Raw genomic sequence first — 13,226 nt, 5'->3', positions numbered from 1 at the left:
CGCTCACTCTCCTTATGTACGAATGGGCAGGGGTTAATTTATGCAGGTTTCAGGCAGTAGTGTTCGATCAGTTCCCGCAATAGACGCACTGTAGGCGTCAAGCGTGACATTTCAAGGTACTCGCCAGGCTGGTGGGCGCAGGCAATGTCGCCAGGGCCGAGCACCAGGGTTTCGCAACCAAGGCGCTGAAGATAAGGCGCTTCGGTGCCGAACGCTACTGCTTCGGCACGATGACCGGTCAAACGCTCCGCCACCCGCACCAACTCGGCGTCTTCGGGCTGCTCAAAGGGTGGCACTTCGGGGAACAACGGCGCGTAGTCGATCTTGACCTTATGCCGCTCGGCCAGGGGTTCGAGCTTCTGGCGGATCGCGGCGCGCAGCACCTCGGGGTCCATGCCCGGCAGGGGTCGCAGGTCGAACTCCAGGGAGCACTGGCCGCAGATGCGGTTGGGGTTGTCGCCGCCGTGAATGCAGCCGAAGTTCATCGTCGGCTGCGGCACGCTGAATTGCGCGTTGCGGTACTCGCGCTGCCAGGCCAAGCGCAGGCCGCGCAGTTCGCCGATGGCGTCATGCATGGCTTCCAGGGCGCTATGGCCCAGGCTGGGGTCCGACGAGTGGCCACTGCGCCCGAGGATCTCGATGCGTTCCATCATCACCCCCTTGTGCAGGCGGATCGGCTTGAGCCCGGTCGGCTCGCCGATCACCGCTGCACGACCTAATGGGCGCCCCGCCTCGGCCAGCGCACGGGCACCGGACATAGAGCTTTCCTCGTCACAGGTGGCAAGGATCAACAGCGGTTGCTTGAAGGGTTGGTCCAGCAGCGGCAACACCGCGTCGATAACCAGTGCGAAGAACCCCTTCATGTCACAACTGCCCAGTCCTACCCAGCGGCCGTCGACTTCCGTCAGCTTGAGCGGGTCGGTGTTCCACAGCGCCGAGTCATACGGCACGGTATCGCTATGCCCCGCCAACACCAAGCCACCGGGGCCGCTGCCGAAACTGGCCAACAGGTTGAACTTGCCGGGGCTGACTTGTTGGATATCGATGGCAAAGCCCAGGTCGCCCAGCCAAGCGGCGAGCAGGTCAATCACCGGGCGGTTGCTCTGGTCGAGAGACGCCTGGGTGCAGCTCACCGACGGCGCGGCGATCAAGGCGGCGAACTGCTCTTTCATGGACGGTAACGGCATGCGCGGTCTCCCAACTTCCCGGATGAACCTCACTATAGAGGCATCTGCGCAACACAATAAACCGTTGCGGCACGTTGCCGGGCTCAGTCCTGTACACTGCACGACCTTGGCAGCCACACTTTTCCCCGGCTGCGCTCCCGATCCTGGATTTTCCGGCCATGCAGAAAGAAACCGAAATCAAGCTACGCGTCAGCCGCGAAACACTCGCCGCGCTGCGTGAGCACCCGTTACTGAAAAAACGCAACAAAAGTGGCTGGGAACGCCGTGAGTTGATGAACCAGTACTTCGACACCCCCGAGCGTGACCTGGCCCAGGCCAAGGTTGCCCTGCGCCTGCGCAAGGACGGTGACGACATCATCCAGACCCTCAAGACCCGCGGCCAAAGCGTCGCCGGCTTGTCGGAACGCAACGAATACAACTGGGACCTGCCCAAAGCCAAGCTCGACGTGAAGAAACTCGATGGCGAGTGCTGGCCCGAGCAACTGGCCGAGCTGGACAAAAAGACCCTCAAGCCGATCTTCACCACCGACTTCGTGCGTGAACGCGCCGAGATCGCCTGGGGCCGTGGCAAGGCCAAGGTGGTGATCGAAGCCGCCCTGGACCTGGGCCATGTGGTGGTCGGCAAGCAGAAAGAAGAAATCTGCGAGCTGGAACTGGAACTGCGCGAAGGCGAACCGGCGGCCCTGCTGGAACTGGCCGCCGAGCTGGCCGCAACCCTGGCCCTGATGCCGTGCGACATCAGCAAGGCCGAACGCGGCTATCGCCTGTATGACGCCAGTAGCTATTCCCTGAGCCTGCCGGCGCCACAGATCCACGCCGAAATGCCATTGGACGACGCCTTCGCCGCGATCCTGTGGCACCTGCTGGGCAGCAGCCAGCGCCTGGCTGAGCAATACCGCTTCAATGGCCACTGGCGCCTGTTGCAGGACTGGGTCGAGAACCTCGGCGAGTTGCGCGCCCTGATCGGCAGCCTCGGCCAGGCCGCGCCACGCCAATCCACCAGCGAACTGCGCAGCGCCCTGGATGCGTTGCTGGAAGACTGGCGCCCGCTGGTCCAGGCCGGTGACGACGATGAAGACATTCGCAAAGCCGCGCCGGAACAGTTCATCGAAGAGCTGCAAGACGTGCGCTGGGGCCTGTTCTCACTCAACCTCTCGCGCTGGCTGCTGGCTCGCACCTGGACGGCCGAACGTAACGTGCGCGGCAACCGCCAGGGCGCTGCGCAAATTACCAACTGGCTGCCACGCCTGTTGGCCGACGACGCTGTCGCCCTGCAACTGCAGCGCTACCAGCAACAGCCGGAAGACCTGGCCGAGCAACTGCCGCGCATCGAACGCATCCAGGCCTGGCTGCACCATGCGCGCCATGTGGTGGACATTCCTGAGCTGGACCGTTTGTACGGCGAGCTGAACAAGCTGGCGCACCTGGCCAACCAGCCGATTACCGATGAATCGCTGGATGCGCGTATGCACCAGGCGATTGCGGTTTATCAGAATCGTGCCTGGAAGACCCTTCTGCGCCTGTAAGTCACTCTACCTGTAGGAGCGAGCTTGCTCGCGAAAAACCCGAGAGCGATGTGGGGAGCCAGGCTTCCCGCGTTATCGTTAACGATCTTCGCGAGCAAGCTCGCTCCTACAGTCAATGGCATGCCTGTCAGCGCAATACTGGCAGGCTGGTGGTGGACTTGATCTCCGACAGCGCCACAATCGAGTTGACCTCCTGAATCCCCGGCACCATCGACAACTTCTCGAAGAAAAACCGCTCGTACGCCTCGATATCCGAGGTGACGATACGCAGCAGAAAGTCCACCGCCCCCATCAGCACATAGCACTCCAACACTTCCGGAAACCCGCGAATCGCCTCGGTGAACTCGGTGAAATTGGAGCGACCGTGGGCGTTGAGTTTGACCTCGGCGAAAATCTGCGTGTTGAGCCCGATTTTCTTGCGGTCCAGCAGGGTGACCTGGCCGCGGATCACGCCCTCCTCCTTGAGCCGCTGAATACGCCGCCAGCATGGCGACTGCGACAGGCCGACCTGCTCGGCAATCTGTGCACTGGAGAGCGAGGCATCCTCTTGCAGCAAGGCCAGGATGCGGCGGTCGTAGGCGTCCAACTCATTGTGCATAAAAGTACCCATGAATAGGCTTATCTTGAATTGTTTTGGTCTATTTATCGCCAAATAGGCTTATTTTAGATAAGAAATCTCCCGAGGCGAATGTAAAAATTTCTCCAGTCGAAACTGGAGAGTCAGCATGCATGCCGTCGAAACCGCCTACCCCGCCACCCGCGTCGATGCGTGGGCCGTCAATAGTAGCCACTGCCAGGCGCACTATCGCATCGTCGCCGAGGCTGAACCGGACGTGCTGTGCCGGGTGCTGAACCACTTCGCGCTGCAATTGCTCACGCCCACCCAGGTCAGCATGAACCGGGAAGCCGACCTGCTGAGCATCGATATCGTGATGACCGGCCTGAGCTGGCACCGCGCCCAAGTGATCGGTGAAAAGATTCGAAACCTGATCAGCGTCTGCACCCTGGAGCTGTGGTCGGCTGATTCCGAGCGGCCTCAAGCGTTGGCGGCGATGGCGCAGTAAAAACCGGCAATACAAGCGCCAGCAGGATCTTCAGCGGCTGGCTAGCCTGGGATTACCCCCACGCCCCAGGAAAACCTGCATGCCCGTCGCCACTCACGATCACCCCTTGGAACTGCAGCAATTATTGCCGGAGTTGGTCGAGCAAGGGCTGATCACGGCGCAGGCGGCGCAAAAGGTAGCGCCAGCGTCCGGCAGCCAGCATCCCTTGGAATGCATCGCAGCCCAGGGCCCTTGCGTGGAGACCTTGACCCAATGGCTGGCCCGGCAGGTAGGCCAACCTTACCTGCGCATCGACCCGTTGAAGATTGATGTGGCAGCCGTGGTGCCGTTGATGTCCCACGCCTTTGCCCAGCGCCACGGCATTCTCGCAGTCGCCGTCGATACTCACAGCGTGACGATCGCCAGTGCCCAACCCCATGTCACCACCTGGGAAGCCGGGCTGTCCCAGGTGCTCAGACGCACGATCAAGCGCGTGGTTGCCAACCCCAGCGATATCCAGCGCTGTATCAACGAGTTTTACCGTTTAGCCAAGTCCGTCAGCGGTGCGGATGAAAAGATGACGACGCCTGGCAATCTCGACTTGCTCAGCCTAGGCGCCAGCGACAAGGAGCCGGATGCCAACGACGCGCATATCGTCAACATCGTCGACTGGCTGCTGCAGTACGCCTTTGGCCAACGAGCCAGCGATATCCATATCGAGCCCTGCCGCGACCAGGGTCGGGTGCGCTTTCGCATTGATGGGCTGCTGCATGACGTCTATCAATTTCCCCCACAGGTCACCATGGCCGTGGTCAGCCGCCTGAAAAGCCTGGGGCGAATGAACGTGGCCGAAAAACGCAAACCCCAGGATGGCCGCGTCAAGACCCGGAACCCTGCGGGTGTCGAAGTGGAATTGCGGCTTTCGACCCTGCCCACGGCATTCGGCGAAAAACTGGTGATGCGAATTTTCGACCCACAAGTGCTGCTCAAGGACTTTGACCAGTTGGGTTTGTCCAACGCCGACCAGCAGCGCTGGCACGCCATGACGCGACGCAGCCACGGCATCATCCTCGTCACCGGCCCCACCGGCTCAGGCAAGACCAGCACCCTCTACACCACCCTCAGGCAACTGGCGACCCGCGAGGTCAACCTGTGCACGGTGGAAGACCCGATTGAAATGGTCGAGCCGGCCTTCAACCAGATGCAGGTCCAGCACAACATCGACCTCACGTTCGCAAGCGGCATCCGCGCCCTGCTGCGCCAGGACCCGGACATCATCATGATCGGCGAAATCCGCGACCAGGAAACCGCAGAGATGGCTATCCAGGCCGCGCTGACCGGGCACCTGGTTTTCTCGACCTTGCACACCAACGATGCACCCAGCGCCATCAGCCGCCTGCAGGAACTGGGCGTTGCTCACTATTTGATCAAAGCTACGCTCATAGGTGTGATGGCGCAGCGCCTGGTGCGGCTGCTGTGCAGCCATTGCAAGCGCCCGCTGGGCCAGGAGGACGCTGACGGCTGCGAAGCCGTCGGCTGTGCGCAATGCCGTGACAGCGGTTATCGAGGCAGGGCCGGGCTGTATGAAATCATGCTCATGGACCCGGCACTCCAAGCGCTGGTCACCCCGGGCGCGGACGTACAAGCGCTGCGCCGTGAGGCACTGGCGCAGGGCATGAGCAGCCTGCGCATGGCCGGTGTCGAGAAAGTGAAGGCCGGCCTGACCACGATGACGGAGGTATTGCGGGTCACGCCAGGGGATTCAGAAACAAATTCTTCGGGTTTGATCGAGTACTGAAACTGTTTAGTCAGTGATGGAACTGGATCGGGTTAACTACAATCAAAACGTACAGATAACCCACCGGAGTCACCCATCATGCGTCTCAAATATGCTGTCGCAACCCTCGCTGTGCTTTCCCTACCTGTCGGCTCAGCCATGGCCGATAGCTTCTGGCGTAATGTCATCTCGTCGGGCGCCACCACTGGCTCGACTTACCTGACCTTCAAGGACCACAAGCTGGTGGTCGCCGCCCAGGACGACGCGGGCAGCTTCGTCGCCAGCGACGGCGGCATTCGCGGCCCGTATCTGGAAGCGGCCATGCAGAAGGTCCGCGCCGATAACCCTGGCCTCCAAGCCACGGACATGGAACTGGCTAACGCCATCCTGGCGAAGAATGCTGTAACCGAGTAACAACTGCCCTCATAAAAAATGCCGCTTTCTCAAGCGGCATTTTTTTGCCTGCTGCATGACGAATCGTTCATGGATGACAGGCTATATTCAGTCTCAGCGTGCAACCATGCCCTACTGACTCGTCTATCTTTCATTGCCTACCTGAAACGGATGCCTTCTTCGTCATGAGCCAACAGCCCTTCCTGCCGTTTTCCAAACCGACCATTGATGAAGCCACCATTTCGGCGGTCGGCGATGTTCTGCGTTCCGGCTGGATCACCAGCGGACCAAAGGTGCAGGCGTTCGAAGCACAGCTGTCGGACTATTTTGGCGGCCGTCCGGTGCGCACCTTCAACTCGGGCACCTGCACCATGGAGATCGCCTTGCGCATCGCCGGGATCGGGCCTGGGGATGAAGTCATCACCACCCCAATCTCCTGGGTTGCCACGGCCAACGTGATTCTCGAAGTCGGCGCCACTCCGGTCTTTGCCGACATCGACCCGGTGACACGCAATATCGACCTGGCCCAGGTAGAAGCGGCCATTACTCCGCGCACCAAGGCGATAATCCCGGTCTACCTGGCCGGCTTGCCTGTGGATATGCCGATGCTCTACGCGCTGGCCAACAAGTACAACCTGCGTATTGTCGAAGATGCTGCCCAGGCCCTGGGGTCCAGCTGGGATGGAGAACGCATCGGCGCAACCGGCGACTTCGTGTCCTTCAGCTTCCAGGCGAACAAGAACATCACGTCGTCCGAAGGCGGCTGCCTGGTGTTGAACAATGCCGAGGAGGCCCGTCTGGCAGAGAAGTACCGACTGCAAGGCGTCACCCGCAGCGGCTTCGATGGCCTGGATGTGGATGTGCTGGGTGGCAAGTTCAACATGACCGACATTGCCGCCGCCATAGGCCTGGGGCAATTTGCGCACATCGAGAAGATCACCGCCCATCGTCAGAACCTGGCACGACACTACTTCAAATGCTTTGGCAGCGATTTCGAAGCCCAATACGGCGCGCAACTGCCGCCGGCCGACTTCGAAAACAGCAACTGGCACCTGTTCCAACTGGTATTGCCGGAGCGCCAGGATGGCCTGCCAGCCCGCGCCACGTTCATGGAACAGATGCAGGCCCACGGCGTGGGTATCGGCTATCACTACCCGCCGATCCACCTGCTGAGCCTGTATCGGGCACAGGGTTTCAAGGAAGGCATGTTCCCGGTGGCGGAGCGTGTTGGGCGTTTGATTGTGTCGTTGCCGATGTTCACGGCGATGACAGAGGCGGATGTGGAACGGGCTGTAGCGGCCGTTAAAGCCGTATTGAAAAGAGACTGATCACAACCGGCAGACACACCCCAATCAACTGTGGGAGCTGGCTTGCCTGCGATGCTGGCACCTCGGTGTATCGGTGATACCCGGGTGATCCAATCGCAGGCAAGCCAGCTCCCACATTGATTTGTGTCGTTGTAACTATGGCGTTTATTCGCCGATGGCGGCTTTGTAGCCCGCGGCATCCAGCAGCTTGTCCAGCTCGGCCTTGTCGCTTGGCTTGAGCTTGAAGATCCACGCGCCGTAAGGGTCAGAGTTCAACAGCTCAGGACTGCCACTCAAGTCCTCGTTGACAGCAATCACTTCGCCCGCAATCGGCGAGTAGATGTCCGAAGCGGCCTTGACCGACTCCACCACACCCGCTTGATCTTCAGCGGCAAACACCTTGCCCACTTCGGTCAGTTCAACAAACACCACATCACCCAAAGCTTCCTGTGCATGGTCGGAGATCCCGACGGTCACGGTGCCGTCAGCTTCCAGACGGGCCCATTCGTGACTTTCGGCAAAACGCAGGTCGGCAGGGATATTGCTCATAGTCTGTGTCCTCAAGATGAAATGTCAGCGGCCTTTGGCCTGCCGGAATTGGTTAGATCAGGGTTTTGCCATGACGCACGAAGGTCGGCTTGACCACTCGAACCGGATACCACTTGCCGCGGATTTCCACTTCGGCCCGGTCGGCAGTCGCCGTCGGCACACGCGCCAGCGCAATGGATTTGCTTAGCGTAGGCGAGAAACTACCACTGGTGATCTCTCCTTCGCCAACATTGGCGATACGAACCACCTGATGAGCACGTAGCACGCCACGCTCTTCGAGGACGAGCCCCACCAGTTTGAACTGCACGCCGGCCGCTTTTTCTGCTTCCAGCGCAGCGCGGCCAATGAAGTTACGCTCGACCGGTTCCCAGGCGATGCTCCAGGCCATGTTGGCCGCCAGGGGCGAGACGGCCTGGTGAATATCCTGGCCATACAGGTTCATGCCGGCCTCCAGGCGCAAGGTGTCGCGCGCACCGAGGCCGATGGGGGAAATGCCTGCGCCCACCAGATCGTTGAAAAAGCCCGGTGCCTGATCGGCCGGCAGCACGATTTCGAGGCCGTCTTCGCCGGTATAGCCGGTGCGGGCGATAAACCAGTCACCGTCGGCCCGGCCTTCGAACGGCTTGAGCTGGTGGATCAGGGTGCCACGGGACTGGGTCACCAGTTCGGCGATTTTCTGCCGGGCGTGGGGGCCTTGGATGGCGAGCATGGCCAACTCTGACCGCTCATGCAGCTGCACTGAGTAGGTGCCCAGTTGCGCCTGCATCCAGGCCATGTCCTGATCGCGGGTGGCGGCGTTGACCACCAGGCGGTAACCGGTTTCGGTGCGGTAGACGATCATGTCGTCCACTACCCCGCCCTGCTCGTTGAGCATGGCGCTGTATAACGCACGGCCACAGCCATGCAGTCGGTCGACATCATTGGCCAGCAGGTACTGGAGCCATTCCTTGGCCTGGGGGCCGGTGACATCGATCACGGTCATATGAGATACATCGAAGACCCCGCAGTCACGTCGCACCTGGTGGTGCTCTTCAACTTGCGAGCCGTAATGCAAAGGCATATCCCAACCGCCAAAATCGACCATTTTCGCGCCGAGGGCGAGATGCAGGTCATACAGAGGCGTACGCTGTCCCATGGGTTTCTCCTTCCGGGCTTGGCGAAGGCGCGCAGAGCTGCCACTTGCGCCGAACACCTTGTACTACAAGGCCCGCAGCCACATACAGCAGGTCGATCCGAAAGACGGAGCGCACCGAATGCCGCGCATTGTAGCCTCAAGCCGTAGGACTGGCACCTAACCGATTTGCCGAGCCGAGCGACGAATCAGCCCGATGACCGGCAACAAGCCAACCAGCACAAGGGTCAGCGCCGGCAAAGACGCCCGCGCCCATTCGCCTTCACTGGTCATTTCAAAGATGCGGACCGCCAGGGTGTCCCAACCAAACGGGCGCATCAGCAAGGTGGCGGGCATTTCCTTGAGCACATCCACAAACACCAGCAGCGCTGCGCTCAACGTGCCCGGCACCAATAACGGCAGATACACTTTGCAAAACAGTCGTGGGCCGCTCACGCCAAGGCTGCGTGCCGCTTCGGGCAGTGACGGACGGATTCGCGCCAGGCTGTTTTCCAGCGGCCCGTAGGCCACCGCCAGGAACCGCACCAGGTACGCCAGCACCAGTGCCGACAGGCTGCCCAGCAGCAAAGGCTTGCCCGCCCCGCCCAGCCATCCGGAGAGCGGCACCACCAACTCGCGGTCCAGGTAACTGAACGCCAGCATGATCGACACCGCCAGCACCGAGCCTGGCAAGGCATAGCCGACATTGGCCAGGCTGATACCGGAGCGAATCGCGCGAGTGGGCGCCAGACGGTTGGCAAAGGCCAGTATCAGCGCCACGCTGACCGTGATCAGCGCTGCGATACCGCCCAGGTAAAGGGTATGCACGATCAGCCCGGTGTAACGTTCATCCAGGTCGAAGCGGCCACGCTGCCAGAACCACGCCACCAGTTGCAGCATCGGAATCACGAACGCACAGGCGAAGACCAAGCTGCACCACGCGCTGGCCGCCACGGCTTTGAACCCGCGCAGGTGGTATAACGCCTTGCCCCGTGGGCGCTCATTGCTCGGTCGGCTGGCCCCGCGCGCACGTCGCTCGCCATACAGCACCAGCATCACTACCAGCAGCAGCAGGCTGGCCAGTTGCGCGGCACTGGACAGGCTGAAAAAGCCGTACCAGGTTTTATAGATTGCGGTGGTAAAGGTGTCGAAATTGAACACCGAGACCGCGCCAAAATCCGCGAGCGTCTCCATCAGCGCCAAGGCCACACCGGCACCAATTGCTGGTCGCGCCATTGGCAATGCCACGCGCCAGAACGCTTGCCATGGCGATTGCCCCAGCACCCGCGCCGCTTCCATCAAGCCTTTGCCCTGGGCCAGGAACGCGCTGCGCGCCAGCAGGTAGACATAGGGATAGAACACCAGCACCAACACGATGACCACGCCACTGGTAGAGCGTACCCGCGGCAAGCGCAACCCGGTGCCGAACCACTCGCGCAGCAGGGTTTGCACCGGGCCGGCGAAATCCAGCAGGCCCACGAACACAAAGGCCAGCACATAGGCAGGGATTGCAAAGGGCAACATCAGTGCCCAATCGAGCCAGCGCCGCCCGGGGAACTCGCACAGGCTGGTCAGCCAGGCCAGGCTGACGCCCAGCAGCGTCACGCCCAGGCCGACACCGAGCACCAGGGTCAAGGTGTTGCCCAGCAAGCGGGGCATCTGAGTGTCCCAGAGGTGCGACCAGATCTGTGGGTCAATGCTTTGCCAGGACAGCAGCAGCACGCTCAGCGGCAACAGCACCAGGGCGGCGACGCTGAAAACCGGTAGGTACCAGCGACGTTGGGCGGGGTGGGCCAAGGAAAAGCTCTCAGAAAAATAAAGATGTTGAAGCGGCCACTAACCAATGTGGGAGCTGGCTTGCCTGCGATACAAGCACCTCGGTGTATCAGTGATACCGAAGTGATGCAATCGCGGGCAAGCCAGCTCCCACAGTTAAGCGGCGCAGCTTCAGTTCCAGCCAGCGCGATCCATCAGGCGAATCGCTTCGGCCTGGCGCTTGCCTGCCACTTCCACCGGCAAGGTATCGGCCACGAACTTGCCCCAGGTCGCCACTTCCGCCGATGGCGGTACCGCTGGGTTGGCCGGGAACTCCTGGTTGACGTCGGCGAAGATCTTCTGTGCCTCAGGCGTGGTCATCCACTCCACCAGCGCCTTGGCCGCTTCCGGGTGCGGTGCGTGCTGGGTCAGGCCGATGCCGGAGAGATTCACATGCACGCCGCGGTCGCCCTGGTTCGGCCAGAACAACTTCACCGCCAGCTCTGGCTTCTGCTTGTGCAGGCGACCGTAGTAATAGGTATTGACGATACCCACGTCGCATTGCCCGGCGTTGATGGCCTCCAGCACGGCGATGTCATCGGAGAACACGTCGGTGGAGAGGTTATTCACCCAACCCTTGATGATTTCTTCGGTCTTGGCCGCACCATGGGTTTCGATCAACGTGGCGGTCAGCGACTGGTTGTAGACTTTTTTCGCCGTGCGCAGGCACAGGCGGCCTTCCCACTGCTTGTCGGCCAGGGCTTCGTAGGTGGTCAGGTCGCCCGGTTTTACCCGGTCGGTGGAATAGGCGATCGTTCGCGCACGCAGGCTCAAACCGGTCCAGGCGTGGGCCGATGAGCGATATTGCAGAGGAATATTTTTGTCGATGACAGGAGAGGTGAACGGTTGCAGGATGCCCATCTGCTCGGCCTGCCAGAGGTTGCCGGCGTCAACGGTGAGCAGCAGGTCGGCGGTGGCGTTCTCGCCCTCGGCCTTGATGCGCTGCATCAACGGGGCTTCCTTGTCGGTGATGAACTTGACCTGTACTCCGGTCTTTTTGGTGTAGGCGTCGAACACGGGCTTGATCAGTTCGTCGATACGCGAGGAGTAGACCACGACTTCGTCGGCCGCCTGCACGGTGGTGCTGCCGATCAGGGTGAGTGCCAGGGCAGTCAGGAGGCGCTTGGGTGCCAACATGGGTGCGGTCTCTCATTTGCAAATGGAGGGCAAATGATAAGGACTCACATTTGGTAACGCTTGGTGGAGGCGTTACCAGATGTTGCACAGCCAGAATATGCGCTGGAGCTGATAGCCTCATCGCGGGCAAGCCCGGCTCCCACAGAGGGTTGTATTGTCAGTTCAGGGTTTGGCGAGTTCGGGAAGATCGCCAGTCAATCCCAGTGCCTGGCGCACAAACACTGCTTTGGCTTCGGGCATCTGGTCGACGATTTTCAAACCCGCGTTGCGCAACCAGCGCAGCGGCAGTTGATCGGCCTGGAACAAGCGCTCAAAGCCTTCCATCGCCGCCATCAGCGTCAGGTTATGGGGCATGCGGCGCCGCTCGTAACGGCTCAGCACTTTCACATCGGCCAGGCGCTCGCCGCGCTCGGTCGCCGCCAACAGCACTTCGGCCAGCACGGCTGCATCGAGGAAACCCAGGTTGACGCCCTGCCCCGCCAACGGGTGAATGACGTGGGCGGCGTCGCCGATCAACGCCAGGCCTTCGGCCACATAACGTTTGGCATGGCGCTGGCGCAACGGTACGCACACACGCGGGTCAGCACTGAGCACGGTGCCCAGGCGCCCCTCGAAAGCACGCTCCAGCTCACGGCAGAAGCCTTCGTCATCCAGCGCCATCAAGCGCTCGGATTCGGCGGGCGTGGTCGACCAGACAATCGAGCACCAGTCTTCCTGCCCATCGCGCACCAGCGGCAGGAACGCCAGCGGGCCGGTGTCGGTGAAACGTTGCCACGCGGTGCGCTGGTGCGGCTGACTGCTGCGCACGCTGGTGACGATGGCGTTGTGCAGGTAATCCCATTCGCGGGTAGGTGTACCGGTCAGGCGGCGTACGGCGGAGTTGGCACCGTCGGCGGCCACCACCAGCGGCGCGCGCAGCTTGCGGCCGTCGGCCAGGGTCAACAACCAGTCATCGCCGGATCGGCGCATCTGTTCCAGGCGCGCATTGGCCAGCAGGCCGAGGTCGCAGTCATGCAGGCGATCGAGCAAGGCATCCTGCACCACGCGGTTCTCGACGATATGCCCAAGCACCTCCGCATGCACACTGGCCGCCGAGAAGTGGATCTGCCCAGTGCCGCTGCCGTCCCATACCTGCATTTCGCCATAGGGGCTGGCACGCCGCTCTACGATGCCGTCCCACACGCCCAGGCACTCAAGAATGCGCTGGCTGGCCGCCGACAGCGCGCTCACCCGCGGTTCAAACGCCGCAGCCGGTTCAAACGGCTTGACGCTCAACGGGCTGCCGTCGAGCAGCAGCACCTGCAGGCCACTGCCCTGCAACGCCAGCGCCAGGGCGCTTCCGACCATTCCGGCCCCGACAATCAGCACATCTGCGCGCATG

12 protein-coding genes are annotated in these 13,226 nt (G+C 61.5%); 5 read left to right on the top strand and 7 right to left on the bottom strand.

Annotated features, from left to right (window positions below):
* Positions 1-38 precede the first annotated feature (38 nt).
* Complete coding sequence (gene argE, locus FXO12_RS19600; protein WP_057975329.1) at positions 39-1,187, bottom strand: acetylornithine deacetylase; 1,149 nt, start codon at positions 1,185-1,187, stop codon at positions 39-41.
* Between the two features lie 158 nt (positions 1,188-1,345).
* Between argE and FXO12_RS19595 the strand changes: the two genes are divergently transcribed.
* Positions 1,346-2,713: an inorganic triphosphatase gene (locus FXO12_RS19595; protein WP_020301821.1), complete on the top strand. Its 1,368-nt coding sequence runs from the start codon at positions 1,346-1,348 to the stop codon at positions 2,711-2,713.
* 127 nt (positions 2,714-2,840) lie between these two features.
* Here FXO12_RS19595 and FXO12_RS19590 read toward each other — a convergent pair whose 3' ends face one another.
* A complete protein-coding gene (locus FXO12_RS19590; RefSeq protein WP_054896032.1) occupies positions 2,841-3,311 on the bottom strand; it encodes an Lrp/AsnC family transcriptional regulator in 471 nt (156 codons plus the stop codon).
* A gap of 127 nt (positions 3,312-3,438) precedes the next feature.
* Here FXO12_RS19590 and FXO12_RS19585 point away from each other — a divergent pair, with 127 nt between their 5' ends.
* The 4 genes from FXO12_RS19585 to FXO12_RS19570 all read left to right on the top strand — a co-directional run bounded on the left by FXO12_RS19585 (position 3,439) and on the right by FXO12_RS19570 (position 7,254).
* Positions 3,439-3,777, top strand: coding sequence for a hypothetical protein (locus FXO12_RS19585; RefSeq protein ID WP_057975328.1), 339 nt, complete (start codon positions 3,439-3,441; stop codon positions 3,775-3,777).
* Positions 3,778-3,856: 79 nt separating this feature from the next.
* On the top strand, positions 3,857-5,554 hold the full coding sequence (locus FXO12_RS19580; RefSeq protein ID WP_057975327.1) for a GspE/PulE family protein: 1,698 nt from the start codon (positions 3,857-3,859) through the stop codon (positions 5,552-5,554).
* A 78-nt stretch (positions 5,555-5,632) separates the two neighbouring features.
* Positions 5,633-5,947, top strand: a complete 315-nt coding sequence (locus FXO12_RS19575; protein WP_003176799.1) for a DUF2388 domain-containing protein — start codon at positions 5,633-5,635, stop codon at positions 5,945-5,947.
* Positions 5,948-6,111: 164 nt separating this feature from the next.
* Entirely contained in the window at positions 6,112-7,254 is a 1,143-nt protein-coding gene (locus FXO12_RS19570; protein WP_034129003.1) for a DegT/DnrJ/EryC1/StrS aminotransferase family protein, read from the top strand.
* A gap of 144 nt (positions 7,255-7,398) precedes the next feature.
* Here FXO12_RS19570 and gcvH read toward each other — a convergent pair whose 3' ends face one another.
* The 5 genes from gcvH to FXO12_RS19545 form a co-directional block, all read right to left on the bottom strand.
* Positions 7,399-7,782 carry a glycine cleavage system protein GcvH gene (gene gcvH / locus FXO12_RS19565; protein WP_054895989.1) on the bottom strand — a complete coding sequence of 128 codons (384 nt, stop codon included), beginning with the start codon at positions 7,780-7,782 and terminating at the stop codon, positions 7,399-7,401.
* Between the two features lie 52 nt (positions 7,783-7,834).
* Complete coding sequence (gene gcvT, locus FXO12_RS19560) at positions 7,835-8,917, bottom strand: glycine cleavage system aminomethyltransferase GcvT (RefSeq protein WP_034129004.1); 1,083 nt, start codon at positions 8,915-8,917, stop codon at positions 7,835-7,837.
* Positions 8,918-9,073: 156 nt separating this feature from the next.
* Positions 9,074-10,690 carry an iron ABC transporter permease gene (locus FXO12_RS19555; protein WP_057975326.1) on the bottom strand — a complete coding sequence of 539 codons (1,617 nt, stop codon included), beginning with the start codon at positions 10,688-10,690 and terminating at the stop codon, positions 9,074-9,076.
* Positions 10,691-10,840: 150 nt separating this feature from the next.
* Positions 10,841-11,845 carry an extracellular solute-binding protein gene (locus FXO12_RS19550; RefSeq protein ID WP_057975325.1) on the bottom strand — a complete coding sequence of 335 codons (1,005 nt, stop codon included), beginning with the start codon at positions 11,843-11,845 and terminating at the stop codon, positions 10,841-10,843.
* 162 nt (positions 11,846-12,007) lie between these two features.
* Complete coding sequence (locus FXO12_RS19545) at positions 12,008-13,225, bottom strand: 2-octaprenyl-3-methyl-6-methoxy-1,4-benzoquinol hydroxylase (protein WP_164919349.1); 1,218 nt, start codon at positions 13,223-13,225, stop codon at positions 12,008-12,010.
* Position 13,226 lies beyond the last annotated feature (1 nt).

The sequence above is a fragment of the Pseudomonas sp. J380 genome (assembly GCF_009827115.1).
Classification (GTDB): domain Bacteria; phylum Pseudomonadota; class Gammaproteobacteria; order Pseudomonadales; family Pseudomonadaceae; genus Aquipseudomonas; species Aquipseudomonas paracarnis.
The sequence above is the reverse complement of the archived record's forward strand: the minus strand, read 5'-3'. Positions and strand labels throughout refer to the sequence as shown.

What these genes read in the sequence shown, in the direction of transcription:
- FXO12_RS19550 (WP_057975325.1), bottom strand. Translation starts at nt 11,845, where the DNA reads ATGTTGGCACCCAAGCGCCTCCTGACTGCCCTGGCACTCACCCTGATC.
- FXO12_RS19575 (WP_003176799.1), top strand. Translation starts at nt 5,633, where the DNA reads ATGCGTCTCAAATATGCTGTCGCAACCCTCGCTGTGCTTTCCCTACCT.
- gcvT (WP_034129004.1), bottom strand. Translation starts at nt 8,917, where the DNA reads ATGGGACAGCGTACGCCTCTGTATGACCTGCATCTCGCCCTCGGCGCG.
- FXO12_RS19580 (WP_057975327.1), top strand. Translation starts at nt 3,857, where the DNA reads ATGCCCGTCGCCACTCACGATCACCCCTTGGAACTGCAGCAATTATTG.
- FXO12_RS19585 (WP_057975328.1), top strand. Translation starts at nt 3,439, where the DNA reads ATGCATGCCGTCGAAACCGCCTACCCCGCCACCCGCGTCGATGCGTGG.
- FXO12_RS19595 (WP_020301821.1), top strand. Translation starts at nt 1,346, where the DNA reads ATGCAGAAAGAAACCGAAATCAAGCTACGCGTCAGCCGCGAAACACTC.
- FXO12_RS19545 (WP_164919349.1), bottom strand. Translation starts at nt 13,225, where the DNA reads ATGCGCGCAGATGTGCTGATTGTCGGGGCCGGAATGGTCGGAAGCGCC.
- argE (WP_057975329.1), bottom strand. Translation starts at nt 1,187, where the DNA reads ATGCCGTTACCGTCCATGAAAGAGCAGTTCGCCGCCTTGATCGCCGCG.
- FXO12_RS19570 (WP_034129003.1), top strand. Translation starts at nt 6,112, where the DNA reads ATGAGCCAACAGCCCTTCCTGCCGTTTTCCAAACCGACCATTGATGAA.
- FXO12_RS19590 (WP_054896032.1), bottom strand. Translation starts at nt 3,311, where the DNA reads ATGCACAATGAGTTGGACGCCTACGACCGCCGCATCCTGGCCTTGCTG.
- gcvH (WP_054895989.1), bottom strand. Translation starts at nt 7,782, where the DNA reads ATGAGCAATATCCCTGCCGACCTGCGTTTTGCCGAAAGTCACGAATGG.